This window comes from Mycolicibacterium setense (assembly GCF_000805385.1).
Classification (GTDB): Bacteria; Actinomycetota; Actinomycetes; order Mycobacteriales; family Mycobacteriaceae; genus Mycobacterium; species Mycobacterium setense.
This window is the reverse complement of sequence record NZ_JTJW01000008.1, coordinates 146,878-171,059: the sequence shown is the minus strand read 5'-3', so window position 1 is coordinate 171,059 and position 24,182 is coordinate 146,878. Positions and strand designations below refer to the sequence as shown.

26 protein-coding genes and 1 tRNA gene are annotated in these 24,182 nt (G+C 66.8%); 18 read left to right on the top strand and 9 right to left on the bottom strand.

Features of this window, described 5'->3' with window-relative positions:
- Positions 1–51: 51 nt before the first annotated feature.
- Positions 52–137, bottom strand: a tRNA-Leu gene (locus QQ25_RS19200).
- Positions 138–225: 88 nt separating this feature from the next.
- Between QQ25_RS19200 and QQ25_RS19195 the strand changes: the two genes are divergently transcribed.
- Positions 226–1,569, top strand: a complete 1,344-nt coding sequence (locus QQ25_RS19195) for a M20/M25/M40 family metallo-hydrolase (RefSeq protein WP_039380463.1) — start codon at positions 226–228, stop codon at positions 1,567–1,569.
- A gap of 28 nt (positions 1,570–1,597) precedes the next feature.
- Positions 1,598–2,122: a YbhB/YbcL family Raf kinase inhibitor-like protein gene (locus tag QQ25_RS19190; protein WP_039380461.1), complete on the top strand. Its 525-nt coding sequence runs from the start codon at positions 1,598–1,600 to the stop codon at positions 2,120–2,122.
- A gap of 16 nt (positions 2,123–2,138) precedes the next feature.
- Here the strand turns inward: QQ25_RS19190 and QQ25_RS19185 are convergent, their stop codons facing one another.
- Genes QQ25_RS19185 through QQ25_RS19175 form a run of 3 tightly spaced genes read right to left on the bottom strand, consistent with a single transcriptional unit; the run spans position 2,139 to position 4,515 of the window.
- Positions 2,139–3,200 (bottom strand): quinone-dependent dihydroorotate dehydrogenase, encoded by a 1,062-nt coding sequence (locus tag QQ25_RS19185; RefSeq protein WP_039321635.1) that lies wholly within the window; start codon positions 3,198–3,200, stop codon positions 2,139–2,141.
- A complete protein-coding gene (locus tag QQ25_RS19180; protein ID WP_039321488.1) occupies positions 3,200–3,469 on the bottom strand; it encodes a DUF5703 family protein in 270 nt (89 codons plus the stop codon). The genes QQ25_RS19185 and QQ25_RS19180 overlap by 1 nt, the downstream gene beginning before the upstream one ends.
- Positions 3,466–4,515 carry a YncE family protein gene (locus tag QQ25_RS19175; protein ID WP_409370995.1) on the bottom strand — a complete coding sequence of 350 codons (1,050 nt, stop codon included), beginning with the start codon at positions 4,513–4,515 and terminating at the stop codon, positions 3,466–3,468. Before QQ25_RS19175 ends, QQ25_RS19180 begins: the two co-directional genes overlap by 4 nt.
- A gap of 101 nt (positions 4,516–4,616) precedes the next feature.
- Here QQ25_RS19175 and QQ25_RS19170 point away from each other — a divergent pair, with 101 nt between their 5' ends.
- From QQ25_RS19170 to QQ25_RS19150, 5 genes are all read left to right on the top strand, one after another.
- Positions 4,617–4,928 (top strand): hypothetical protein, encoded by a 312-nt coding sequence (locus QQ25_RS19170; protein ID WP_039321486.1) that lies wholly within the window; start codon positions 4,617–4,619, stop codon positions 4,926–4,928.
- 54 nt (positions 4,929–4,982) lie between these two features.
- A complete protein-coding gene (locus tag QQ25_RS19165; protein WP_039381081.1) occupies positions 4,983–5,813 on the top strand; it encodes an undecaprenyl-diphosphate phosphatase in 831 nt (276 codons plus the stop codon).
- Between the two features lie 86 nt (positions 5,814–5,899).
- Positions 5,900–6,571, top strand: a complete 672-nt coding sequence (locus QQ25_RS19160) for a histidine phosphatase family protein (RefSeq protein WP_039321484.1) — start codon at positions 5,900–5,902, stop codon at positions 6,569–6,571.
- Between the two features lie 36 nt (positions 6,572–6,607).
- Positions 6,608–7,195 carry an Rv2134c family protein gene (locus QQ25_RS19155; RefSeq protein ID WP_039321481.1) on the top strand — a complete coding sequence of 196 codons (588 nt, stop codon included), beginning with the start codon at positions 6,608–6,610 and terminating at the stop codon, positions 7,193–7,195.
- Positions 7,179–8,003 carry an Rv2133c family protein gene (locus QQ25_RS19150; protein ID WP_039321479.1) on the top strand — a complete coding sequence of 275 codons (825 nt, stop codon included), beginning with the start codon at positions 7,179–7,181 and terminating at the stop codon, positions 8,001–8,003. The genes QQ25_RS19155 and QQ25_RS19150 overlap by 17 nt, the downstream gene beginning before the upstream one ends.
- A gap of 12 nt (positions 8,004–8,015) precedes the next feature.
- Here QQ25_RS19150 and QQ25_RS19145 read toward each other — a convergent pair whose 3' ends face one another.
- Positions 8,016–8,423 (bottom strand): DUF2628 domain-containing protein, encoded by a 408-nt coding sequence (locus QQ25_RS19145; protein ID WP_039321477.1) that lies wholly within the window; start codon positions 8,421–8,423, stop codon positions 8,016–8,018.
- A gap of 111 nt (positions 8,424–8,534) precedes the next feature.
- Here QQ25_RS19145 and QQ25_RS19140 point away from each other — a divergent pair, with 111 nt between their 5' ends.
- The 3 genes from QQ25_RS19140 (at position 8,535) to QQ25_RS19130 (ending at position 11,577) form a co-directional block, all read left to right on the top strand.
- A complete protein-coding gene (locus QQ25_RS19140) occupies positions 8,535–9,296 on the top strand; it encodes a 3'(2'),5'-bisphosphate nucleotidase CysQ (RefSeq protein ID WP_039321629.1) in 762 nt (253 codons plus the stop codon).
- Between the two features lie 104 nt (positions 9,297–9,400).
- Positions 9,401–10,639: a cysteine--1-D-myo-inosityl 2-amino-2-deoxy-alpha-D-glucopyranoside ligase gene (gene mshC, locus QQ25_RS19135; RefSeq protein WP_039321475.1), complete on the top strand. Its 1,239-nt coding sequence runs from the start codon at positions 9,401–9,403 to the stop codon at positions 10,637–10,639.
- Positions 10,640–10,677: 38 nt separating this feature from the next.
- Positions 10,678–11,577 carry an SDR family oxidoreductase gene (locus QQ25_RS19130; protein WP_039321474.1) on the top strand — a complete coding sequence of 300 codons (900 nt, stop codon included), beginning with the start codon at positions 10,678–10,680 and terminating at the stop codon, positions 11,575–11,577.
- An 83-nt stretch (positions 11,578–11,660) separates the two neighbouring features.
- Here QQ25_RS19130 and QQ25_RS19125 read toward each other — a convergent pair whose 3' ends face one another.
- A complete protein-coding gene (locus tag QQ25_RS19125) occupies positions 11,661–12,506 on the bottom strand; it encodes a PAC2 family protein (RefSeq protein ID WP_276015149.1) in 846 nt (281 codons plus the stop codon).
- Between the two features lie 204 nt (positions 12,507–12,710).
- On the opposite strand from QQ25_RS19125, the gene QQ25_RS30985 reads away from it, so the two are divergent.
- Together QQ25_RS30985 and metH are read left to right on the top strand one after the other, a co-directional pair.
- Positions 12,711–12,878 carry a hypothetical protein gene (locus QQ25_RS30985; RefSeq protein ID WP_157847834.1) on the top strand — a complete coding sequence of 56 codons (168 nt, stop codon included), beginning with the start codon at positions 12,711–12,713 and terminating at the stop codon, positions 12,876–12,878.
- A gap of 108 nt (positions 12,879–12,986) precedes the next feature.
- On the top strand, positions 12,987–16,754 hold the full coding sequence (gene metH / locus QQ25_RS19120) for a methionine synthase (protein WP_039381079.1): 3,768 nt from the start codon (positions 12,987–12,989) through the stop codon (positions 16,752–16,754).
- Positions 16,755–16,757: 3 nt separating this feature from the next.
- Here metH and QQ25_RS19115 read toward each other — a convergent pair whose 3' ends face one another.
- The gene (locus tag QQ25_RS19115; protein WP_039381078.1) at positions 16,758–17,549 is read right to left on the bottom strand and encodes an SDR family oxidoreductase; all 792 of its coding nucleotides are present in this window, start codon (positions 17,547–17,549) and stop codon (positions 16,758–16,760) included.
- Between the two features lie 76 nt (positions 17,550–17,625).
- On the opposite strand from QQ25_RS19115, the gene QQ25_RS19110 reads away from it, so the two are divergent.
- Positions 17,626–18,309, top strand: coding sequence for an HAD family hydrolase (locus QQ25_RS19110; RefSeq protein ID WP_039321469.1), 684 nt, complete (start codon positions 17,626–17,628; stop codon positions 18,307–18,309).
- A 57-nt stretch (positions 18,310–18,366) separates the two neighbouring features.
- Complete coding sequence (locus QQ25_RS19105; protein ID WP_039380459.1) at positions 18,367–19,968, top strand: sugar porter family MFS transporter; 1,602 nt, start codon at positions 18,367–18,369, stop codon at positions 19,966–19,968.
- Here QQ25_RS19105 and QQ25_RS19100 read toward each other — a convergent pair.
- Positions 19,965–20,441: a DUF7956 family protein gene (locus QQ25_RS19100; RefSeq protein ID WP_039321465.1), complete on the bottom strand. Its 477-nt coding sequence runs from the start codon at positions 20,439–20,441 to the stop codon at positions 19,965–19,967. The two genes, QQ25_RS19105 and QQ25_RS19100, sit on opposite strands and share 4 nt — an antisense overlap.
- 37 nt (positions 20,442–20,478) lie before the next feature.
- Between QQ25_RS19100 and QQ25_RS19095 the strand changes: the two genes are divergently transcribed.
- The 4 genes from QQ25_RS19095 to QQ25_RS19080 all read left to right on the top strand — a co-directional run bounded on the left by QQ25_RS19095 (position 20,479) and on the right by QQ25_RS19080 (position 23,583).
- Positions 20,479–20,760: a phosphoribosyl-ATP diphosphatase gene (locus tag QQ25_RS19095; RefSeq protein WP_039321463.1), complete on the top strand. Its 282-nt coding sequence runs from the start codon at positions 20,479–20,481 to the stop codon at positions 20,758–20,760.
- Positions 20,761–20,775: 15 nt separating this feature from the next.
- The gene (gene hisG / locus QQ25_RS19090) at positions 20,776–21,630 is read left to right on the top strand and encodes an ATP phosphoribosyltransferase (RefSeq protein ID WP_039321625.1); all 855 of its coding nucleotides are present in this window, start codon (positions 20,776–20,778) and stop codon (positions 21,628–21,630) included.
- Between the two features lie 90 nt (positions 21,631–21,720).
- Entirely contained in the window at positions 21,721–22,203 is a 483-nt protein-coding gene (locus tag QQ25_RS19085; RefSeq protein ID WP_039321461.1) for a DUF4126 family protein, read from the top strand.
- A 3-nt stretch (positions 22,204–22,206) separates the two neighbouring features.
- The gene (locus QQ25_RS19080) at positions 22,207–23,583 is read left to right on the top strand and encodes an FAD-containing oxidoreductase (RefSeq protein WP_039380457.1); all 1,377 of its coding nucleotides are present in this window, start codon (positions 22,207–22,209) and stop codon (positions 23,581–23,583) included.
- On the opposite strand, the gene QQ25_RS19075 is transcribed toward QQ25_RS19080, so the two are convergent.
- Entirely contained in the window at positions 23,549–24,181 is a 633-nt protein-coding gene (locus tag QQ25_RS19075) for a flavodoxin family protein (RefSeq protein WP_198530823.1), read from the bottom strand. The two genes, QQ25_RS19080 and QQ25_RS19075, sit on opposite strands and share 35 nt — an antisense overlap.
- Between the last annotated feature and the right edge of the window lies 1 nt (position 24,182).

Genomic DNA, 24,182 nt, shown 5'->3' with positions numbered 1-24,182 from the left:
CCATCGGCTCGGAAATGAACGCGAGCGTCCATTTCACTCGCCTCAGTTGTGTGTCCGAGGGGGGACTTGAACCCCCACGCCCGTTAATAGGGCACTAGCACCTCAAGCTAGCGCGTCTGCCATTCCGCCACTCGGACCTGCCAGCCTCGCGGGCTGGGCGCCTAAGGTTATCGGATCGGGTGCCCAAGACCCAAACCGGTGTCCCGGACCGAATCGGTGGTACCAATGGACTCTGTGACGGTCCCCGCCTCCAGCGCGGACGAGGTAGTCGATCTCGTCAGTGCGCTCATCAGATTCGACACCTCCAACACAGGTGACCCGGCGACCACGAAGGGTGAGGCCGAGTGCGCCCAGTGGGTGGCCGAGCAACTGCAGGAGGTCGGGTACGAGACCGAATACGTCGAGGCCGGGGCGCCCGGTCGGGGCAATGTCTTCGCCCGGTTGCGCGGCGCCGACCCCTCGCGCGGCGCCCTGATGATCCACGGGCACCTCGACGTCGTTCCGGCCGAGCCCGCCGACTGGAGCGTGCACCCGTTCTCCGGAGCGGTCAAGGACGGCTATGTCTGGGGCCGCGGCGCGGTCGACATGAAGGACATGGTCGGGATGTCCATCGCGGTGGCCCGCCATTTCAAGCGGTCCGGCATCGTCCCGCCCCGCGACCTGGTGTTCGCGTTCGTCTCCGATGAGGAGCACGGCGGCACCTACGGCGCGCAGTGGCTCGTCGACAACCGGCCCGACCTGTTCGAGGGCGTGACCGAGGCGATCGGCGAGGTCGGTGGGTTCTCCCTGACAGTGCCGCGCAAGGACGGCGGGGAGCGTCGGCTCTACTTGATCGAGACCGCCGAAAAGACCGTGTCCTGGATGCGGCTGACGGCCCGGGGCCGGGCCGGGCACGGCTCCATGGTGCATGACGACAACGCGGTGACGGCCATCGCCGGCGCCGTAGACCGGTTGGGCCGTCACCAGTTCCCGCTGGTGCTCAATCCGGCGGTGGAGCAGTTTCTCACCGTGGTGGCCGAGGAGACCGGCTACGACTTCGACGTGAACTCACCGGACCTGGACGGCACCATCGCCAAACTCGGCGGCGTGGCCCGGATCGTCTCGGCCACGCTGCGCGACACGGCCAATCCGACCATGCTCAAGGCCGGCTACAAGGCCAACGTCATTCCCGCCTCGGCGGAGGCCGTGATCGACTGCCGCGTGCTGCCGGGCCGTAAGGAGGCGTTCGAACGCGAGGTCGACGAGCTGATCGGCCCCGATGTGACGCGCAGCTGGGAGCGCGATCTGCCGTCGTACGAGACGACTTTCGACGGTGATCTGGTGGACGCCATGAACGCGGCGATCCTGGCGCTTGATCCCGAGGCCCGCACCGTGCCCTACATGATGTCCGGAGGGACGGACGCGAAGTCGTTCCAGCGGTTGGGGATTCGATGCTTCGGATTCGCGCCGCTGCGGTTGCCGCCGGAGCTGGACTTCGCGGCGCTGTTCCACGGCGTCGACGAGCGGGTACCCGTGGACGCACTGCAATTCGGTGCGGGCGTTCTGGAACACTTTTTGCGGAACTGCTGACCGCACGAGTCAACGACGAGAGGGAACCATGAGCACATCTCCGTACGACAGCCTGCCGAAGCTGCCGACGTTCACCCTGACCTCCGAATCGGTCACCGACGGGCAGCCGCTGGCCAATGACCAGGTCAGCGGGATCATGGGTGCCGGCGGTTCGGATGTCTCGCCGCAGCTGAGCTGGTCGGGTTTCCCGGCCGAGACCAAGAGCTTCGCCGTCACGGTCTATGACCCCGACGCCCCGACGGCATCGGGCTTCTGGCACTGGGCGGTCGCCGATCTGCCGGTCTCGGTGACGGAGTTGCCTGCCGGTGCCGGTGACGGCAGCGACCTGCCCGGTGGGGCGGTCACGCTGGCCAACGACGCGAGTGCCAAGCGCTACATCGGCGCGGCACCGCCGGCCGGTCACGGCCCGCACCGCTACTACATCGCGGTGCATGCACTGCCGGTGGAGTCACTGGGTCTGCCCGACGGCGCCACCCCGGCCTACCTGGGCTTCAACCTGTTCGGTCAGGCCATCGCCCGCGCCGTCATCCACGGCACCTACGAGCAGAAGTAGTCGTGATCGCGGTGGGTCAGCGTGCCGCTGAACCCACCGCGTCGGCCAGCGACGCGAACCCGCCGGCGTGCAGCCGCTCGGCGATGCCGTCGTGAATCTGCTTGGCCCACAACCCGCCGCCGTAGATGAACCCCGTGTAGCCCTGCAGCAGGGTGGCTCCGGAGATGATCCGTTCCCACGCGTCGTCGGCCGTTTCGATCCCGCCGACGCTGATCAGCACGAGCTTGTCGCCCACGCGGCCGTACAACCGGCGCAACACCTCCAGCGACCGGCGCGCCACCGGGCGCCCCGAGACGCCGCCGCTGCCCAAGGTATCGACGCCAGGTGTGGCCAGACCGTCCCGTGACACGGTGGTGTTGGTCGCGACGATTCCGGCCAACCCCAATTCGACTGCCAGATCGGCGATTTCGTCAACATCGGAATCGGAGAGATCGGGGGCGATCTTGACCAGCACAGGCTTGTTCGTCTCGGCCTTGACCGCGGCCAGGATCGGCCGCAGTGACTCCACGGCCTGCAGATCCCGCAGCCCAGGAGTGTTGGGCGAGCTGACGTTGACCACGACGTAGGCGGCCAGTGCGCTCAGCAACCGGGTGCTCTCGGCGTAGTCGGCCACCGCATCCTCGGGTGGGGTCACCTTGGTCTTGCCGATGTTCACGCCGATCGGCACGTCGGGCGTGTGCCGGGCCAGCCGGATCGCCAGGGCACCGGCACCGTCGTTGTTGAATCCCATCCGGTTGAGCAGCGCGTGGTCTTCGGGCAGGCGGAACAGCCGCGGCTCGGGGTTTCCCGGCTGCGGTTGCGCCGTGACGGTGCCGATCTCGGCATACCCGAAGCCCAGCGCACCCCAGGTGCCCAGCCCGCGACCGTCCTTGTCGAACCCGGCGGCCAGGCCCATCGGGCCACCGAATCGCACCCCGAACACCGTGCCGGCCAGTACAGGATCGGTGGGTGCCAGCCGTCGTTCCAGTGCGCGACGCAGCATCGCCGGGCCGGTGACGGTGCGCAGGAGGGCGAACACCCACTGGTGGATACGTTCCGGCGGCATCAGGAACAGCGCCCGCCGCAGCGCGGCATAGATCACAGCGAAGGCGCCTGGGGTGTGCCCGGCATGGATGACGCGGTTTTCTTGCGGCGCAACAGCACCCGTCGGCTCCCATCTGTGTAGGCCCGCACCCGGGCCAGTTCCCAGCCGCGGTACTCGGCCTCGATCGACAAGCGGATCGAGGCGCTGATCCTGGTGACATCCGGCGGTAGCCGCAGCGGTATCCAGTCGTATTCCTCGGACTGGTCTTCGGCGACGACCTTGTCCCATCCCGGCGGCATGCGGCCCTGCTGGATCGTGGTCATCGGCGACCCGATGCGGTGCGGATCACCTGCACACCGGCTCCCGAGCCGGACACCACGTAGAGGGTGTCGGTCTTGTCGTCGTAGGCCAGGGAGTTCGGTTGCTGCACGGTTCGATAACGCACCTTTTCCACCGGTATGCCGGTGGAGAGATCGTAACCAATCACGGTATTGGTCGCGGTCTGCGACACCCAGGCCAGCTGGGGCGATCCGGCCAGGCCGTAGGGTGCGGCGGGCACGGGGTAGCGCTGCCGCATGATCAGCGGATCGGTGCCGAACACCATTAGCTCGTCGCCGCGGGTGTCGGCCACGAGCACCCGCCCGCGCGCATCGGCGGCCATGGTGGTGGCACCTTCACCGGCGCGCAGTGCCTGCGCGGCGCTGGTACCGCTGGCGTTGACGGCCGTCACCGAGGTCTGCCCACGATCCAGTACGACCGCGGTATTGCCTTGTGTGACAAGAGCATCCACTCGGGCGAAGATCTTCAGGCGAGCGGCGACGGCGCGGTCGCCGGCCAAGGTGTAGACCGCTCCGTCAGAGGTGCCCAGCACCGGGTTGCCGTCGGCGCGCAGCGCGATCGCGGTGAACTCCACGTCCTGGGCGCCGTCCACGTCGATTTTGCCGGCCTTGGGGTCGGCCGCGTCCACCCGGAAGTATCCGCCCCGGGTGGATGCCAGGATGTCGCCCTTGCCGTCCACGCTGAGCGCCGTGGCCGCCGGCATCAGTGTCACGTCGCGCCGGGCCCGGTTGCCGGTCAGCAGGCTCAGGGTCGACTGGCCCTCTGGTCCTGGAGTCAGGACGGCCAGTGTGCTGGTTGCTGGTTCGAACACCGTGCTCACAGCGCGCCCGCGCAACTCGCGGATGTCTCCGTCCGGGGTGGCCGTGACCGGGGGCGAAACGGCGGCCTGAGCGGGCTCGATGGTGGGTGGCGGGGCATCGGAAGGGTTGGACGTGCAGCCCGCGGTGAGCAGCAGGGCCAGCGCGAAGAGGCCGGCGCGAACTGGCTGACCTGCGAGGATTGGGCGCAACGGATGGCTCTCGATCGGCAATGGATATCGGTGACGTGCAGGAATCCAGTCTAGGCATGGCCATTGGCCAGAAATGGTCGCGTCTGCGACCAACGCGGCATAAGTCGAGGTATGGTTCGATCATGACCCTCGCCGCAGACCGGGAACTGGGCAGCCGAGAGTTTGCTATGGAGGATATTTCCACTGGTGTACACGCCAGTGGGTTTGGCCAAGTTGGCGATGGCCGGAGTTTTTCTTTCCACATCGAACGTCAGCAGCTCATGATCGAGATCTACCGTCCCCGGCTGTCCGGCCCGGTTCCGATCGAAGACGACGTGGTGGCCGTGGCCACCCGCAAACTGACCGATATCGACCTGACTGATGAACGGAGCCTGTCGGCAACGGTCCGCGACGCCGTCGCCGGCGCGCAGCCGGTTTCACGTACCGCTCGCTGAGCATCCCGGCGCCGGCGCCACGGTACGGTCGTCGTCGTGACCGACGTCGGTGCCATGTCCTGGCTGCAAGTTGTGGTGTTGTCGATTGTCCAGGGGCTCACCGAGTTTCTGCCTGTCTCGTCATCGGGACACCTCGCGATCACCTCGCGGGTGTTCTTCGACGACGATGCGGGCGCGTCTTTCACAGCGGTCACTCAGCTGGGGACCGAACTCGCGGTGCTGGTGTACTTCGCCCGGGACATCGGCCGCATCATCAAGGCTTGGTTCGCCGGACTGTTCGATGCGACGCGCCGGTCCGCCGACTACTGGCTGGGCTGGTGGGTGATCATCGGCAGCATTCCGATCGGCGTGTTCGGGCTGTTGTTCAAGGATGAAATCCGTACTGGCGCAAGGAATTTGTGGCTGGTGGCCACGGCACTGATCGTGTTCTCGGCGGTGATCGCCGCGGCCGAGTACTACGGCAGGCAGACCCGTCGGGTCGAGCAGCTGACCTGGCGCGACAGCATCGTGGTGGGCCTGGCCCAGTGCCTGGCGCTGGTGCCGGGCGTCTCGCGTTCCGGGGCGACGATCAGCGCCGGGCTCTTCCTGGGCCTTGAGCGCGAACTGGCGGCCCGCTTCGGCTTTCTCCTGGCGATTCCGGCGGTGTTCGCCTCGGGACTGTTTTCCTTGCCTGATGCGTTCCATCCGGTCGGAGAGGGGATGAGCGCCACCGGTGTGCAGCTTCTGGTGTCCACAGTGATCGCGTTCGTCGTCGGCTTCGCCGCCATCGCCTGGTTCCTCAAATTCCTGGTGTCGCACAGCATGTACTGGTTCGTCGGCTACCGGGTGGTTCTCGGCGTGGTGGTGCTGGCACTGCTGGGTAGTGGTGTGGTGGCAGCGCAATGATGTCGATGAGCGAGGAGCCGAAATGACCGACGAGCGCTTGCGCGAGGAGCCGAAATGACCGACGAGCGCTTGCGCGAGGAGCCGAGATGACCGTTATCCTGCTCCGTCACGGCCGTTCCACCTCCAACACCGCGCACACGCTGGCCGGCCGCAGCGATGGCGTCGACCTCGATGAGCGCGGCGCCGAACAGGCCGCCGCCCTGGTGGCGCGCATCGGAGAACTTCCAGTGACAGCGATCGTGCGCTCGCCGCTGTTGCGCTGCGAACGCACGGTGGCACCGCTGGCCGAGGCGTTGGGGCTGGATCCGGTCGTCGACGAGCGGCTCACCGAGGTGGACTACGGCAGCTGGACCGGCCGGGCCATCGGCGAGCTCGTCAAGGAGCCGTTGTGGGCGGTGGTACAGCAGCAGCCCAGCGCCGCGGTGTTCCCCGACGGGGAGGGTCTGGCCGAGGTGCAGGTGCGTGCCGTCGCCGCGGTGCGGGAGCGTGACCGTGCGTTGGCGGCCCAGCACGGGGCCGACGTGATCTGGGTGGCCTGCACTCACGGCGATGTGATCAAGGCGGTGCTGGCCGACGCCCTGGGTGTGCACCTGGATGGGTTCCAGCGCATCACGGCCGACCCGGCCTCGATGAGCGTGATCCGCTACACCGACGTCCGGCCATTCGTGATGCACGTCAACCACACAGGTGCGCAATTGAGCGCCGGTCTGGCCGCGAAACCCACCACGGATGCCGTGGTGGGTGGGTCCACCAACTGACCCGCGGTAGGCGATACCGGTATTTTGGAAGGTGCCATGGCCCGCGCAATTCACGTTTTCCGCACTCCCGACCGATTTGTGGCCGGGACTGTCGGCCAACCCGGTAACCGGACTTTCTACCTACAGGCGGTCCACGACAAACGGGTGATCTCGGTGATCCTGGAGAAGCAGCAGGTCGCCGTGCTCGCCGAACGGATCGCCGCACTGTTGACGGAGATCAACCGCCGCTTCGGCACGCCGATCCCGCCGGACACCGGTGAGGTGGGCGACTTGTTGCCGCTTGTCACCCCGGTGGACGCCGAGTTCCGGGTCGGGACGATGGGCCTGGGCTGGGATTCGGAGGCCCAGACCGTCGTGGTCGAGTTGCTCGCGGTCTCTGAAGGTGAGTTCGATGCCTCGGTGGTGCTCGACGACGCCGAGGACGGGCCCGACGCGGTGCGGGTGTTTCTGACGCCGGAGTCGGCCCGGGAGTTCGCCACCCGCTCCAATCGGGTGATCTCGGCCGGGCGCCCGCCGTGCCCGTTGTGCGATGAGCCGCTCGATCCCGACGGTCACATCTGTGTGCGTACCAACGGCTACCGCCGCGGTGAGGTGGCCGGGTCCGAAGATGACGCAGACATCTAGCACCGATCCCGATGACGGCGCAGTTCTGGCCGACGGTGAATTGACGGTGATCGGCCGGATCCGGTCGGCCAGCAACGCCACCTTCCTGTGTGAGGCGATCTCCGGTGAGCGGCAGGTGCACTGCGTGTACAAGCCGATCCGGGGGGAGGCGCCGCTGTGGGACTTCCCGGACGGCACGTTGGCCGGCCGCGAGCGCAGTGCCTATCTGGTGTCGGCCGCATTGGGCTGGAATATCGTGCCGCGCACCATTATTCGTGACGGGCCCGCCGGTCCGGGCATGCTGCAGCTGTGGGTGGATCAGCCCGGTGACCAGGTCGGGGACGAGCCAGGTTCGGGGCCCGATCTGGTGGACCTGCTGCCCACCGGGCACCTCCCGCCGGGATTCCTGCCGATCCTGCAGGCCTACGACTACGCCGGCGACGAGGTGACGCTGGTGCACGCCGATGATCGCCGGCTGTTCCGGATGGCGGTGTTCGACGTGCTGATCAACAATGCCGACCGCAAGGGTGGGCACATCCTGGCCGGACTCGACGGGGCGGTGTACGGCGTGGACCACGGGGTGAGCCTGCACGTCGAGGACAAGTTGCGGACCGTGTTGTGGGGGTGGGCCGGCAAGCCCGTCGACGACGAAACGCTGGCCGATGTCGCGGCACTGCGCGACGGGTTCGGCGGCCTGGCCGAGCAGCTGTGCGCCCACATCACCGCAGCCGAGATCGCCGCGCTGCGGACCAGAGTTGTTGACCTACTGAACAACCCGGTGATGCCGACGCCTGACCGGCACCGGCCGATCCCGTGGCCGGCCTTCTAGCGGGCCGTACGGCTACCGTCTGCGGCCGAAACCCTCGAACAGGTTCCAGGATTGGCTGCGCCCGACCGCGTGGAGGTAGTAGGCGTAGTTGGCGGTGCTCATCGCAATCGCGGCCACCGCGATCCCGGCGCCGCGGCCGATGGAATCGGGCAGGTCGAGGACGAACAGCAGCACCGATACCGCCAGCGCGATCCCGAGCAGGGTAAGGCCCTTGCGCCACATACCTTTTACGAAGAAGTAGATCGGTCCGAAGAAGAACGCGGGAAAGTTGGAGCCGATGCGCAACTTGGTGCCGAACGGCAGGTTCCGGTAGGCGGCCTTGGACTCAGGTGTGGAGTTGGGGAGGCCATAGGCGTTGAAGAAATCGAACCGCTTCTGCCAGGCGGGGGACAACGAGATGCTCGGGGTCTGCTCGGTCACTGGACGAATCCTAGCGGCAAAGTGAGGATCTGAGTTTGCCCGGTGATCGACGTTCGATGCCTTGGCAGCCCCGATCCGGCGCCGGTTCTGTCGACCGTCGATACTTACCGGGTGCACTCGACCGACGCCGACCTGGCCGCCGCAGTGGCCGAGGAGGCCGGTGAGTTGTTGTTGGCCGTGCGCGAGGAGATCGGTTTCTACGATCCGTACTACCTCGGCGACGAGGGGGACCGGCGATCCAACGCACTGATCCTGGACCGCCTGGCCCAGGCTCGCCCCGGTGATTCGGTGCTCAGCGAGGAGGCGGTCGACGACCTCACCCGTGTCGATGCAGACCGCGTCTGGATCGTCGATCCGGTGGACGGCACCCATGAGTTCTCGTTGCCGGGGCGCGAGGACTGGGCGGTGCACATCGCTCTGTGGCAGCGTTCGGTCGGCGTCGACGGGGGACTGTCGGATGCCGTGGTCGCATTGCCCGCCCGCGGCGAGGTGTACCGCAGCGACACCGTGAGCCCGCCCGGGCCGCGGCGTGACGGGCCGTTGTTGATCACCGCGAGCTCGAACCGGCCGCCGGCGGTGCTGTGGCGGATCCGTGAGCATCTCGACTTCCGGATGGTGCGCATCGGTTCGGCCGGCGCCAAGGCGATGGCCGTGGTGCGGGGTGACGTCGACGCCTATATCCATGCCGGCGGCCAGTGGGAGTGGGATTCGGCCGCGCCGGCCGGGGTCGTGCTGGCCGCCGGCCTGCATGCGTCCCGGCTGGACGGCTCAGAGCTGCGCTACAACCGGGCCGACCCGTACCTGCCGGACTTCGTCATGTGCCGCAAGGAGCTGGCGCCGATCCTGCTCGAGGCGATCGGGGCGGCGCGGTGAGCGGTTCGGGAATGGAATCGCCCACGCGGTTGTCTGACTTGGGAGAACTGTGCGGGACCGACCGGCGGGAGGCCGTCCTGAGCGAGCACCTTAGAGTCGAGACCATGCGATCGTGGTCGGCGCCGTCAATTCCGGTGCTGGAGGGGCGTGGTCCGCAGCTGCGGCTGTACGACAGCGCCGACCGTCAGGTGCGTCCGGTGACCCCGGGGCCGACGGCCACCATGTATGTGTGCGGCATCACGCCCTATGACGCCACACATCTGGGGCATGCCGCGACCTACCTGACCTTTGACCTCGTGCACCGGCTGTGGCTGGATGCCGGGCACACCGTGCACTACGTGCAGAACGTCACCGATGTGGACGATCCGCTGTTCGAACGGGCCGACCGCGACGGCATCGGCTGGCGCGAACTCGGCGACCGTGAAACCGAGCTGTTCCGCCAGGACATGAGCGCCCTGCGCGTGCTGCCCCCGCAGGACTATGTGGCCGCCACCGACGCGATCGCCGAGGTTGTCGAGTTGGTGGAGAAGATGCTGGCCTCGGGTGCGGCCTACGTCGTCGAGGACGCCGAGTACCCCGACGTGTATTACCGCGCCGATGCCACGGTGCAGTTCGGCTACGAGTCGGGCTACGACCGCGACACCATGCTGCGATTGTTCGCCGAGCGGGGCGGTGATCCCGACCGCGCCGGCAAGGGCGACGAACTCGACGCTCTGCTGTGGCGGGCTCAGCGGCCCGGCGAACCCAGCTGGCCTTCGCCCTTCGGTGCGGGCCGGCCCGGTTGGCATGTCGAGTGCTCGGCGATCGCGCTCACGCGCATCGGCACGGGTCTGGATATCCAGGGCGGCGGAAGCGATCTGATCTTCCCGCACCACGAGTTCTCCGCCGCGCACGCCGAATCCGTCACGGGGGAGCGGCGTTTCGCGCGTCACTACGTGCACGGCGGAATGATCGGCTGGGACGGGCACAAGATGAGCAAGAGCCGCGGGAACCTGGTTCTGGTGTCGCGGCTGCGCGCGCAGGGAGTGGACCCGTCGGCGGTGCGGCTCGGGCTGTTCGCCGAGCACTACCGCAGTGACCGGTTCTGGAGCGACGCCGTGCTGGAGCAGGCCAACGCCCGGCTCAAGCACTGGCGCAGCGCCACCGCGCTGCCCGCCGGGCCCGACGCCGCCGATGTGGTGGCCCGAGTACGCCAGTACCTCGCCGACGACCTTGACACGCCCAAAGCCCTTGCCGCGCTGGATGGTTGGTGTACTGATGCGCTGGCCTACGGTGGCCACGACACGACTGCTCCACGGCAGGTCGCCGATACCGTGGACGCGTTGTTGGGAGTCCAGCTCTAGATCTCGTCGGCGGCGCCGCGGTGGGGTACGTTGCCGCCATGGTTTCTGTCAACGGGAAAGTCGTCTTCATCACCGGCGGTGCGCGCGGTATCGGTGCCGAGGTGGCCCGCAGGCTGCGGCGCCGGGGCGCCAAACTGGTGCTCACCGACCTCGATGCGGCGCCGCTGAGCGCGTTGGCCGCCGAACTGGGCGAGGAGCACGTGCTGACGGCTTTGGCCGATGTGCGCGATCTGGCCGCCATGCAGCGGGCCGCCGACGCCGCCGTCGAGCGGTTCGGCGGCATCGACATCGTGATGGCCAACGCCGGCATCGCCAGCTTCGGTTCGGTCATGCAGGTGGATCCCGAGGCGTTCAAGCGGGTCGTCGACATCAACGTGGTCGGCGTGTTCAACACCGTGCGCGCCACGCTGCCGTCGGTCATCGCGCGCCAGGGCTACGTGCTCGTGGTGTCCTCGCTGGCGGCGTTCACCTCGGCGCCGGGTCTGGCCGCCTATCACGCCTCCAAGGCCGGCGCCGAGTACTTTGCCAATACGTTGCGCCTCGAGGTGGCCCACCTCGGCGTCGAAGTCGGCTCGGCACACATGAGTTGGATCGACACCCCGCTGGTGCAGGACGCCAAGTCGGATCTGTCGGCGTTCCGGGAGATGCTGTCCAAGCTGCCGCCGCCACTGAACCGGACCACGACCGTCGACGCCTGTGGCGACGCTTTCGTCAAGGGCATCGAGGGCCGCAAGAAACGCATCTACAGCCCCGGTTGGGTCGGCGCCTTCCGCTGGATCCGGCCGTTCGTGACCACGCCGCTGGCCGAGCGTGACATCCGCAAGTTCACCCCGACGCTGCTGCCGAAACTCGACGCCGAGGCGGCGGCACTGGGTCGTTCGACCAGCGCGCGCATCGAGGCGCTGGAGAAGCCGGAGCTGGAGAAGCCGGAGGCTTAGCGCCCTCGGTACCGTCTGTCGGCCGCTACCGGCCTCGGTACCGTCTGTCGGCCGCTACCGGCCTCGGTATCGTCTGTCGGCCGCTACCGGCCTCGGCGACGCAGGTAGCGCTCGAACTCCGCGGCCAGCGCGTCGCCGTCGATCTTGCCGAGTGCCTCGTGCATGTCGACCTCGGCGTCGCCGCGCTGTTCCAACGAGGCGACGTACTCGGCGATCTCCTCGTCCTCTGAGGTCATCTCGGTGACGGCCTGTTCCCACTCTTCGGCTGCCGCCGGCAGGTCGGCCAACGGCACCTCGACGTCCAGCACATCCTCGACCCTGCGCAGCAGCGCCACGGTGGCCTTCGGGCTGGGAGGCTGTGAGACGTAGTGCGGAACCGCGGCCCAGAAGGTCACCGCCGGGATGCCGGCCTGCACGCAGGCGTCCTGGAACACCCCGGCAATGCCGGTCGGACCTTCGTAGCGCGTCTCTTCCAAACCGAACAACTTCGCCGAATCGGCCGAATACGCCGAACCCGACACGGGTACGGGCCGCGTGTGTGGGGTGTCGGCCAGCAGAGCGCCCAGGATCACCACGGTCTGCACGTTGAGTTTGTCGGCGATGGCCAGCAACTCGGCGCAGAAGGTGCGCCAGCGCATGTTGGGTTCGACGCCGTGCATCAACACCACGTCGCGGTTGCTGCCGGGAGGGCGACAGTACGAGATCCGCATCGAGGGCCACTCCAGCTCCCGCGTGACGCCGTCGACCTGGCGGATCACCGGCCGATTCACCTGGTAGTCGTAGTACGACTCGTCGTCGATCTCGACGATCGGTTGGGCCTCCCAGATCGCATCCAGGTGGTCCAGCGCGTCACTGGCCGCGTCGCCGGCGTCATTCCAGCCCTCGAAGGCGACCACGATGGTGGCGTCCTTCAGTTCGGGCAGGTTCATCGGCCGGCCGGCGTTCGGATACGACGGTGTCACACCCTCAGCGTAAGCCTTGCCGGGTGCCGATGAGCCCGTTGTGCGGGCGGGTCGCCGCCACGCCGAACAGCGGTGTTTGATAGACCGACTACCCTGTTGATGTGGCTGCCGCTCACAAATCTGACTACAGGGCCGACCTGCTCGACACCACGTCGATGCCGGTAGTGCCGGGTGACGGTGCCGTCGAGACGAAATATGTTCAGCTGCAATCTGGTTAGCCTTGGTAACTACGACATTGCTGACAAGATCGGTGAGCCGCTGCTCAAGGGCACCGCGATCGCCACGCGGGCCGGGATCGATCGCAGCGACGAGTTGGGCGTCCATACGTCTGTCAGGTGACGACGTAGACTCTTCTGGTCGAGAGGCGTTGCAACGGTTCCGGGTTTTCGCCCGTATCCGCCACGCTCGGCAGAGTCAAGGACGCCTTCCGCTACGGAAGGAGTGCACGTGAGCGCTGTTCAGTCGAAATCCGTCGAGTCGACGACATTTGCGCCGAACATCCGCCCGGACTGCACCGAAGAACTGACCGCAGCTCTGCACAGGCGCATCATGGTGATCGACGGCGCGATGGGCACGGCGATCCAGCGGGACCGGCCGGACGAGGCGGGCTATCGCGGCGAGCGGTTCAAGGACTGGCCGAGCCCCGTTCAGGGCAACAACGACCTGCTCAACCTGACGCAGCCGCAGATCATCGAGGAAATCCACCGCGAGTACCTCGAGGCGGGCGCCGACATCCTGGAGACCAACACGTTCAACGCGAACGCGGTGTCGCTCTCCGACTACGACATGTCCGAGCTCGGCTACGAGCTGAACTATGCAGGCGCCGCCCTGGCCCGCAAAGCCTGCGACGAGTTCAGCACGGAGGAGCAGCCGCGCTACGTCGCCGGGGCGCTCGGGCCCACCACGCGCACCGCGTCCATCTCACCGGACGTCAACGACCCCGGAGCCCGCAACGTCTCCTACGACCAATTGGTCGCCGCCTACCTCGAAGCCGCCAACGGCCTCGTCGACGGTGGCTCCGACATCCTGATCGTCGAGACCATCTTCGACACGCTGAACGCCAAGGCCGCGGTGTTCGCCATCGAGACGCTGTTCGAGGAGCGGGGGCGCCGCTGGCCGGTGATCATCTCGGGCACCATCACCGATGCTTCCGGGCGCACATTGTCCGGTCAGGTCACCGAAGCATTCTGGAATTCGATCCGGCACGCCAAGCCGCTCGCTGTGGGCCTCAACTGCGCCCTCGGCGCGCCGGAGATGCGTCCCTACATCGCCGAGATGGCGCGGATCGCGGACACCTTCGTCTCCTGCTATCCGAACGCCGGCCTGCCCAATGCCTTCGGCGAATACGACGAGTCCCCGAAGCGGCAGGCAGGTTACGTCGCCGACTTCGCTGAGGCCGGTCTGGTCAACCTGGTCGGCGGTTGCTGCGGAACGGCACCGGCACACATCGCCGAGATCGCCAAGGTCGTCGAGGGCGTGCCGCCGCGCAAGGTGCCGGAGATCGAGATCGCCACGCGGCTGGCCGGGCTGGAGCCACTCAACATCACCGAGGACTCACTGTTCGTGAACATCGGTGAGCGCACCAACATCACCGGCTCCGCGCGGTTCCGCAACCTGATCAAGGCCGAGGACTACGACACCGCGCTGTCGGTGGCCCTGCAACAGGTCGAGGTCGGTGCGCAGGTCATCGACATCAACATGGACGAGGGCATGATCGACGGCGTCGCCGCGATGGACCGGTTCACCAAGCTGATCGCGTCCGAACCCGACATCAGCCGCGTCCCGGTGATGATCGACTCCTCCAAGTTCGAGGTGATCGAGGCGGGCCTGAAGAACGTGCAGGGCAAGCCGATCGTCAACTCGATCTCCATGAAGGAGGGCGAGGAGAAGTTCATCCGCGAGGCACGGTTGTGCCGCAAGTACGGCGCCGCCGTGGTCGTGATGGCCTTCGACGAACAGGGGCAGGCCGATAACCTGCAGCGCCGCAAGGAGATCTGCGGACGCGCCTACCGGATCCTGACCGAAGAGGTCGGCTTCCCGGCCGAGGACATCATCTTCGACCCGAACTGCTTCGCGCTGGCGACCGGTATCGAGGAGCACGCCACCTACGGCATCGACTTCATCGAGGCCTGCGCCTGGATCAAGGAGAACCTTCCGGGGGTGCACATCTCCGGCGGCATCTCGAATGTGTCGTTCTCGTTCCGGGGCAACAACCCCGTGCGTGAGGCGATCCACGCGGTGTTCCTGTTCCACGCCATCAAGGCCGGCCTCGACATGGGCATCGTCAACGCCGGTGCGCTGGTGCCGTACGACTCGATCGACCCCGAGCTGCGGGACCGCATCGAGGACGTCGTGCTGAACCGTCGGGAGGACGCGGCCGAACGGCTGCTGGAGATCGCCGAACGGTTCAACAAGTCGGGGGAAGGCGCCGGGAACTCGGACGTTGCGGAGTGGCGATCTCTCCCGGTCCGTGAGCGGATCACCCACGCTCTGGTCAAGGGCATCGATGCCCACGTCGACGCCGACACCGAGGAACTGCGGGCCGAGATCGCAGCCGCGGGCGGCCGCCCGATCGAGGTGATCGAGGGCCCGCTGATGGACGGCATGAACGTCGTCGGTGACCTCTTCGGTTCGGGAAAGATGTTCCTTCCCCAGGTGGTGAAGTCGGCCCGGGTGATGAAGAAGGCCGTCGCGTACCTGCTGCCGTACATCGAGGCGGAGAAGGTCGAGTCCGGTGCCGCTGCCACCAAGGACACCAACGGCACGATCATCATGGCGACGGTCAAGGGCGACGTCCACGACATCGGCAAGAACATCGTCGGGGTCGTCCTGCAGTGCAACAACTTCGAGGTGATCGACCTCGGGGTGATGGTTCCTGCGCAGAAGATCCTGGACGCCGCCAAGGAGCACAACGCCGACATCATCGGCCTGTCCGGCCTGATCACGCCGTCCCTGGACGAGATGGTCAACTTCGCCGTCGAGATGGAACGCGAAGGACTGGAGATCCCACTGCTGATCGGTGGCGCGACCACCTCACGCGCCCACACGGCCGTCAAGGTGGCGCCGCGCCGCAGCGGTCCGGTGGTGTGGGTCAAGGATGCGTCGCGCTCGGTGCCGGTGGCGGCCGCGCTGCTGGACGACAAGCAGCGGCCGGCGCTGCTGGAGGCCACCGAGAAGGATTACGCATCCCTGCGCGAACGGCACGCCCAGAAGAACGAACGGCCGATGCTGACACTCGAGAAGGCGCGCGCGAACCGGACGCCGATCGAGTGGCAGGGCTACACGCCGCCGGTGCCCGCCCAAGGCGTTGGTGTGCGGGATTTTCATGATTACGACCTCGCCGAGCTGCGTGAGTACATCGACTGGCAGCCGTTCTTCAACGCCTGGGAGCTCAAGGGCAGGTTCCCGGACATCCTCAACAACCCGGCGTCCGGGGAGACCGCGCGCAAGCTGTACGACGACGCGCAGGAGATGCTCGACACCCTGATCAAGGAGAAGTGGCTGACCGCCAACGGGATCATCGGGTTCTTCCCGGCCAATGCGGTCGGTGACGACATCGAGGTTTACACCGACGAGTCCCGCACCGAGGTGCTGACCACGTTGCACAACCTGCGCCAGCAGGGCGAGCATCGCGACGGCATCCCGAACCGGTCGCTTGGCGATTACATCGCGCCCAAAGACACCGGTCTGTCCGACTACGTCGGCGCGTTCGCGGTCACCGCCGGGCTGGGTAGCCAGGACAAGATCATGGAGTTCAAGGCCGCCCTCGACGATTACAGCGCCATCCTGCTGGAGTCGCTCGCCGACCGGCTGGCCGAGGCCTTCGCCGAGCGGATGCACGAACGGGTCCGCAAGGAGTTCTGGGGATACCAGCCTGACGAGCAGCTCGACAACGAGGCACTCATCGGTGAGAAGTACCGGGGAATCCGCCCCGCCCCCGGTTACCCGGCCTGCCCGGAGCACACCGAGAAGGCGACGCTGTGGACGCTGATGGACGTCAAGGAGCGGACCGGCATCGAGCTGACCGATTCGATGGCGATGTGGCCCGGGGCCGCCGTCAGCGGCTGGTATTTCTCGCACCCACAGTCGCAGTACTTCGTGGTCGGCAGAATCGCCCAGGACCAGGTCGCCGACTACGCCAAGCGCAAGGGGTGGACCCTCAAGGAAGCCGAGCGCTGGCTTGCCCCCAACCTGGGTTACAACCCGGAGGACTGAGCCCTAGCCGAACAGCTCGGCATTCTGTGCCGCCCACTCCGCGACCGACATCGCCGGGGTGCCGGTCAGGTCGGCGACGAGCTGGTTGGCGCGTTGCGGCTCGCCGTCGGCCAGCACGTCCAGGTACCAGGTCGCCTCGTCGCCCATGATCGGCCGCAGTGCCTCTTCGGCCTCGGCGCGGCTGCACTGCTCGAACGTGACGTCCCGGCCGATGCCGACGCCGATCTGGCGCGCGATCTCGGCGCGGGTCAACGCCTCGGGCCCGGTGAGGTCCAGCATCTGCCCGTGGTGTGCGGGCTCGATCAGCAGGCGCGCGGCGACGCGGGCGATGTCGTCCATCGCGATCGGGGCCTCCACCACCGTCGGGTAGGGCTCGCGAACGGTGTTCGTCCGCTTGATCTGGTCGGCCCAGATGGCGAAGTTGTCGGTGAATTCGCCCGGTCCGAGTTGGGTGTGGGGGAGGCCGGACGCACGCACGGTATCGGCATGGTCGGTCCAGTGCGCACCGCCCGAGAGCGCCACCACGTAGCTGACACCGGCCTGCTTGATGCGCTCGAGCGTGGCGTTCAGCGTCGGCGGATACGGAGCCAGATACATGCGCTCGACGCCGTCGAACACCCCGTCCAAGGATTCGACGTCACCGAGATAGCCGGTGACAACGCTCACACCGGACGGCAGCTGCGCCCTGGCGGGATTCTTGGTGAGCGCCCGGATGTCGTTTGCGCCCAAGCTGATCAGATGGTCCACGATGCGCCTGCCGATGTTTCCGGTGGCGCCGGTCACAAGAATCGTCACGGAATCCACCGTAGGTGAGGGGTATGACATGTTTGCTGATGTGACTGCGGCGGCGTTGCCGTGACAGAATCCGGGCATGCGTGCGGTGCTGTGGGACATGGATGGCACGCTCGTCGACTCCGAAAAGCTTTGGGACATCGCCATGCACGCGCTGTATGCGAACATGGGCGGAGCGCTCACCGCCGAGGTACGCGAATCCACGGTCGGCGGCTCGGCCGAGACCGTGATGCGCATCGTCTACGACGATCTGGGCCTCGAGCCGGACCCGGCCGCGATGGCCGAATCGGCGGATTGGCTGCACGACTACACCGGTGAGCTGTTCGAGCAGGGATTACCCTGGCGGCCCGGCGCCAAGGAGATGCTCGACGCGCTGACCGCTGACGGCGTCCCGATGGCGCTGGTGACCAACACTCGCCGCGGGCTCACCGAGCGGGCTCTGAAAAGCATTGGCAGCCATTACTTCACCGTGAGCGTGTGCGGTGACGAGGTGGACCGGGCCAAGCCCGCCCCCGACCCCTACCTGACCGCCGCTCACCTGCTCGGACTGCCGGCAGAACACTGTCTGGCCGTGGAGGATTCGATCACCGGAACGGCGTCGGCCGAAGCGGCCGGGTGCCCCGTTCTGGTGGTGCCCAATGACATCGAGGTCCCGGAAGGCCCCGGCCGGTGGCACGCGGATTCGCTGGCAGCACTGGGTGTCGAGGATCTGCGGGCCGTGTACCAGACGCTGAATTCGCAAGCCGGAGAACGCACCGCCTGATCCGGCCCGTGTGATTCAATGTGAGCCTGATCACGCGTTGCTGCGGAAGGGCGTCCCATGACTCACGGACCGGTCGACGATCCCGCATCGGACCTCGATTACGAGGAGTCCGAGCACAGCGGCAAGGTGATCCGCATCGCGTCGGTGGCGGCGTTGGGCGGCTTGCTCTTCGGCTATGACAGCGCGGTCATCAACGGCGCGGTCGCCGCCCTTCAGGACGAATTCCAGATCAACAACGTCGTTCTGGGCTCCGCTGTGGCCTCGGCCCTGTTGGGAGCCGCGGTCGGCGCGTTGACCGCCGGTCAGTTGGCCGATCGGATCGGCAGGCGGTCGGTGATGAAGCTCGCGGCGTTGCTGTTCTTGATCAGTGCGCTCGGTACGGCCGTTGCCACCCACATCTGGTTGGTCGTGATCTTCCGCATCATCGGCGGCCTCGGCGTCGGGGTGGCCTCCGTCATCGCACCGACCTACATCGCCGAGACGGCGCCACCGCGCATCCGCGGCCGCCTGGGTTCTCTGCAGCAGCTGGCGATCGTGACCGGAATCTTCTTGTCCCTGTCGGTCGACTATCTACTGGCCCATCTTGCCGGCGGCTCCCGCGAAGAGTTGTGGTTCGGGCTGGCGGCCTGGCGCTGGATGTTCCTGGTGATGGCCGTCCCGGCGTTGGTGTACGGCCTGCTGGCCTACACGATTCCGGAGTCACCCCGGTATCTGGTCGCCAAGTTCCGGATTCCCGAGGCACGCAAGGTCCTGTCCATGCTGCTCGGCGAGAAGAACCTGGAGATCACCATCCACCGGATCGAGGACTCGCTGAAGTCCGAGAAGCCGCCGTCCTGGCAGGATCTGCTCAAGCCGCGACTTCCCGGCGTATCGGCAGGCGGGTTCACCGCGTGGGTGCGGCGGTACGTGTGGTGGCTGCTGCTGTTGTTCATCGTCCTGGCCGTGGCGTCGGTTTCGGCCGGATTGTGGATCCTGGCGGTGGTCTTCGGCGCGCTCGGCATCGGGGTGGCCATTGTCAGCGGGCTGTACGGCATCGTCTGGGTTGGATTGGGGTTGTCCATCTTCCAGCAGTTCGTCGGTATCAACGTGATCTTCTACTACTCGAATGTGTTGTGGGAGGCCGTCGGTTTCGAGGAGAGTCAGGCGTTCACCATCACCGTGATCACCTCTGTGACCAACATCGTCACCACGTTGATCGCGATCGCGCTGATCGACAAGATCGGGCGCAAACCGCTGCTGCTGATCGGGTCCACCGGTATGGCGATCACCCTGGGCACCATGGCCGTAATCTTCGGGACCGCACCGCAGGTCGATGGACAACCCCAGCTGAGCGGTGCGGCCGGGCCGATCGCGTTGGTCGCGGCCAACCTCTTCGTGGTGGCCTTCGGCATGTCGTGGGGCCCGGTGGTGTGGGTATTGCTGGGGGAGATGTTCCCCAACCGCATCCGAGCCGCCGCGCTGGGCCTGGCGGCAGCGGGTCAGTGGGTGGCCAACTGGCTCATCACCGTTTCTTTCCCCGAACTGCGGAACATGCTGGGCGTGGCGTACGGCTTCTACGCGCTGTGTGCGTTGCTGTCGCTGCTGTTCGTCTGGAAGTGGGTCCAGGAAACCAAGGGCAAACACCTCGAGGACATGCACGTCGAGGCGATGCGCGCTTAGCGCCGCTCAGGCGGCGGCTCGTAGTCGTCGATGTACGGCGCGTAGCCGACGGTGCGAGCGATCTCGACCGCTGCCTCGACCAGTTTCTCCGGCGAGCCGTCGCGGTGCGACAGATAGGCCTCACAATGCCCGACGACCACCCGGACACTGGAAAGTTGCCCCTGTACCAGGACGAATTCGTCGGGTTCGGTGCGCTCTACTTCGTAGGTTCCCCGGGTGAGGCCGGCGCCGTAGCGCAGTTCTTCGACCTCGCCGGCGAAATCGTCCACCGGGTGGATCGCCACGGTGAGCGTCGGAGTCGCCGCCATGTCGGCGCCCCAGGACGCGGCCAGGCAATCGAGCGGAAGAATGGGGTTGGCGAGGCGATTGTTCTGGACCAGGCCGTCGACCGTCACGTGTTTGGACAGGATCGCGCGGATCGCCGTGACCCGGGCAGTGTAGGTCGGCAGGTTGTCGCCGACTGATTCGCTCACTCCTCTATGGAACCCCACAAATCGACCCCCGCCGAGCATGAAACAATTCGTGCCTGTGAAGACCTTCGAGGCCCTGTTCGCCGAACTCAGCGACAAAGCGCGCACCAGACCTGCCGGTAGCGGCACGGTCGCCGCACTTGACGCCGGCGTCCATGGGCTCGGCAAGAAGATCCTGGAGGAGGCCGGCGAGGTGTGGCTGGCCGCCGAGCACGAGAGCGACGAGTCGCTGGCCGAGGAGGTCAGCCAGTTGCTGTACTGGACCCAGGTGCTGATGATCTCCCGGGGGCTGACCCTCGACGACGTCTACCGGAAGTTGTGAGCCGTGGCCGATCAGATGTTGCGCGTCGCGGTGCCCAACAAGGGCTCGCTGAGTGAAGCGGCTGCCGAGATCCTCGCCGAGGCCGGATACCGGCGTCGACGTGACCCCAAGGATCTGACCGTCGTCGATCCGGTCAACAACGTCGAATTCTTCTTCCTGCGGCCCAAGGACATCGCGATCTACGTGGGTTCGGGTCAGCTCGACCTCGGGATCACCGGACGCGACCTCGCCGCCGATTCCGACGCTCCGGTGCGCGAGCGCCTGGCACTGGGCTTCGGCAACTCCACCTTCCGCTACGCCGGGCCGGCCGGCCGGGAGTGGAGCCCGCAGGATCTGGCGGGCAAGCGGATCGCCACCTCGTTCCCGAACCTGGTCCGCAAGGACCTTGCGGCGCAGGGGATCGAGGCCTCGGTGATCCGGCTGGACGGCGCCGTGGAGATCTCGATTCAGCTCGGCGTCGCCGACGTGATCGCCGACGTGGTCGGTTCGGGCCGGACCCTGGGACTGCACGGCCTGGTGGCATTCGGTGCGCCGCTGTGCGAGTCGGAGGCGGTACTGATCGAACGTGCCGGTTCCGACGGCGACGACAACGCGTCTGCGCGCGATCAGCTGGTGGCGCGTGTGCAGGGCGTGGTGTTCGGCCAGCAATATCTGATGCTGGATTACGACTGCCCCCGTGCGGTTTTGGACCAGGCCACCGCGGTGACCCCGGGTCTGGAATCACCGACCATTGCGCCGCTGGCGGATCCGGACTGGGTGGCTGTGCGGGCGCTGGTACCGCGCCGCGATGTCAACGCCATCATGGATGAGATCGCCGCGATCGGCGCCAAAGCGATACTGGCATCGGATATTCGGTTCTGCCGTTTCTGATCGGCGGACACCGCCGTTTCTGATCGGCGCGTGCTGCGCCTGCTTGCGTGTTAGCGTCCGGGTGACAATTTCACGCCGCGGAGGGTTGCCATGACGCATTTTCTGGTTCTGTTGTTGGCGTTGTTCATCGGGGTGGTGGCCGGACTGCGGGCGTTCACCGCACCCGCCGCCGTCGCCTGGGCCGCGGCATTGAACTGGATCAACCTCGACGGGACGTGGGTCGAGTGGTTGGCACACCCGATCACGGTGACCGTACTGACCATTCTCGCCGTGGTGGAGTTGGTCACCGACCAACTGCCGAAGACCCCGAGTCGCAAGACGCCGGTGCAGTTCATCGCCCGGCTCATCACCGGTGCGTTCGCCGGTGCGGTGATCGGTACCGCATGGGGCTACACCTTCACCGCGCTCGGTGGGGCCCTGGTGGGTGCGGTCATCGGTACCCTCGGCGGCTACGAGGCACGCAAGCGTCTGGTCGCCCGCAATGACGGCCACGACCTGCCCGTCGCACTGTTCGAGGATGCGGTCGCCGTACTCGGAGGTTTCGCGGTCGCTGCCCTGACCTCGATCGTGTAGACGATGGCGCCCGCGCGGAGTTTCGACGCAATCGTCATCGGCGCGGGTCAGGCCGGGCCACCGTTGGCCGGCCGGTTGACCTCAGCGGGACAGAGCGTCGCGGTGATCGAACGCAAGCTGGTCGGCGGAACCTGCGTCAACTACGGCTGCATCCCCACCAAAACCCTTGTGGCCAGTGCACATGCCGCCCATCTCGCGCGGCGCGGCGCTGATTTCGGAGTCGGCACAGGCGATGTCGACATCGACATGGCGAAGGTCAAGGCCCGCAAGGATGCGATCATGCTGGCCGACCGCCACGGCGTCGAGGATTGGCTCGAGGCCATGAACGGGGCGGTGCTGTTGCGCGGCCACGCCCGGTTCGTCGACCCGCACACCATCGACGTCGACGGCGAACTGCTGCGCGCCGACCGGATTTTCCTCAATGTCGGTGGGCGAGCCGTGATTCCCGTGTTCCCCGGGCTGGACGGTATCGACTACCTCACCAACGTCGGCATCCTCGACCTCGACCAAGTACCCGAGCACCTGGTCATCGTGGGCGGCAGCTACATCGCGCTGGAGTTCGCACAGATGTACCGGCGCTTCGGTGCCCGGGTGACGGTGATCGAGAAGGGACCGCGGCTGACCTCGCGCGAGGATGAGGACGTCTCGGCCACCATCGCCGAGATCCTGCGGGCCGAGGGGATCGAGGTGGTGCTCGACGCCACCGACATTCGGTTTGCCAAGCGCGGCAGCGGTTTCGAGGTGACACCGCGTGAGGGTGCCGATCCGATCGCGGGAACGCACCTGCTGCTCGCTGTGGGACGTATGCCCAACACCGACGACCTCGGGTTGGAGAACGCCGGCGTGGACCTCGACGGGCGTGGCTACGTCGTGGTCGACGACCAGTTGCGCACCACGGCCGAGCACATCTGGGCGATGGGGGACTGCAACGGCAAGGGCGCGTTCACCCACACGTCCTACAACGACTTCGAGATCGTGGCGGCCAATCTGCTCGACGATGATCCGCGCCGGGTGAGCGACCGCATCACCACCTACGCGCTCTACATCGACCCGCCGCTGGGACGGGCCGGCATGACCGTCGATCAGGTGCGGAAATCCGGTCGAAAAGCGTTGGTGGGCAAGCGTCCGATGACCAGGGTCGGGCGTGCGGTCGAGAAAGGCGAGACGCAGGGCTTCATGAAGGTGGTGGTCGATGCCGAGACCGAGCAGATTCTCGGCGTGGCCATCCTCGGAGTCGGCGGGGATGAGGTGGTGCATTCCATCCTCGACGTCATGACCGCGAAACTGCCGTACACCGCGATATCGCGCACCATGCACATCCACCCGACGGTCAGTGAGCTGGTGCCTACGATGCTGCAGGAACTGAAGCCGCTGGACTGAGCGTGCGGCCGATGTTGAGCTGACGCGTCACCAATGCGACACGATGCCCGAGGTGACGGCAGGTCTGGACATCGGCCGGGTGCACCTGGTCGGGTCCGGCATCGACATCGGTGGCGGCCGCGGCGCCGAGCCAGAAGCCGAGCCGGTTCAGGTCGTGTTCGCTGCCTGCCGCGCTGTTCCAGCCGGCGCCCAAACCGAGGTTCACCCAATGCATGTGGTGCTGGGCGGCGAAGACCGCCAACGAGTTCAACGTGGCGAGCTTGTCGCCGCTCTTGGCTCCTGAGTTTGTGAATCCGGCCGCGACCTTGTCCCGCCACCTGCCTTCCATGCACCGTCGGCCGGTCTTTTCGGCGAAGGCCTGAAATCCCGCCGATACGTTACCCATGAAAGTGGGGCTGCCGAAGATCATCGCATCGACGTCGTCCAGCACGCCCCAATCCTGGTCCGTCATGCGCTCGACGTGCATGACGGTGACGTCGGCTCCGGCGTCACGGGCGCCGGCACCGACCGCGTCGGCGAGGGTCGAGGTATGACCGAAGCCGGAGTGGTAGACCACCGCGACAGTGGGTGCGGCGATGTCAGTTCCGTTGTGCGCCATG

Bases quoted from the DNA above. Each gene is read 5' to 3' on its own strand.
- QQ25_RS19195 (WP_039380463.1), top strand. From the start codon at position 226: ATGGACTCTGTGACGGTCCCCGCCTCCAGCGCGGACGAGGTAGTCGAT.
- QQ25_RS19190 (WP_039380461.1), top strand. From the start codon at position 1,598: ATGAGCACATCTCCGTACGACAGCCTGCCGAAGCTGCCGACGTTCACC.
- QQ25_RS19180 (WP_039321488.1), bottom strand. From the start codon at position 3,469: ATGACCACGATCCAGCAGGGCCGCATGCCGCCGGGATGGGACAAGGTC.
- QQ25_RS19170 (WP_039321486.1), top strand. From the start codon at position 4,617: ATGACCCTCGCCGCAGACCGGGAACTGGGCAGCCGAGAGTTTGCTATG.
- QQ25_RS19165 (WP_039381081.1), top strand. From the start codon at position 4,983: ATGTCCTGGCTGCAAGTTGTGGTGTTGTCGATTGTCCAGGGGCTCACC.
- QQ25_RS19160 (WP_039321484.1), top strand. From the start codon at position 5,900: ATGACCGTTATCCTGCTCCGTCACGGCCGTTCCACCTCCAACACCGCG.
- QQ25_RS19155 (WP_039321481.1), top strand. From the start codon at position 6,608: ATGGCCCGCGCAATTCACGTTTTCCGCACTCCCGACCGATTTGTGGCC.
- QQ25_RS19150 (WP_039321479.1), top strand. From the start codon at position 7,179: ATGACGCAGACATCTAGCACCGATCCCGATGACGGCGCAGTTCTGGCC.
- mshC (WP_039321475.1), top strand. From the start codon at position 9,401: ATGCGATCGTGGTCGGCGCCGTCAATTCCGGTGCTGGAGGGGCGTGGT.
- QQ25_RS19130 (WP_039321474.1), top strand. From the start codon at position 10,678: ATGGTTTCTGTCAACGGGAAAGTCGTCTTCATCACCGGCGGTGCGCGC.
- QQ25_RS19125 (WP_276015149.1), bottom strand. From the start codon at position 12,506: ATGAACCTGCCCGAACTGAAGGACGCCACCATCGTGGTCGCCTTCGAG.
- QQ25_RS19110 (WP_039321469.1), top strand. From the start codon at position 17,626: ATGCGTGCGGTGCTGTGGGACATGGATGGCACGCTCGTCGACTCCGAA.
- QQ25_RS19105 (WP_039380459.1), top strand. From the start codon at position 18,367: ATGACTCACGGACCGGTCGACGATCCCGCATCGGACCTCGATTACGAG.
- QQ25_RS19095 (WP_039321463.1), top strand. From the start codon at position 20,479: ATGAAACAATTCGTGCCTGTGAAGACCTTCGAGGCCCTGTTCGCCGAA.
- hisG (WP_039321625.1), top strand. From the start codon at position 20,776: ATGTTGCGCGTCGCGGTGCCCAACAAGGGCTCGCTGAGTGAAGCGGCT.
- QQ25_RS19085 (WP_039321461.1), top strand. From the start codon at position 21,721: ATGACGCATTTTCTGGTTCTGTTGTTGGCGTTGTTCATCGGGGTGGTG.
- QQ25_RS19080 (WP_039380457.1), top strand. From the start codon at position 22,207: ATGGCGCCCGCGCGGAGTTTCGACGCAATCGTCATCGGCGCGGGTCAG.
- QQ25_RS19075 (WP_198530823.1), bottom strand. From the start codon at position 24,181: ATGGCGCACAACGGAACTGACATCGCCGCACCCACTGTCGCGGTGGTC.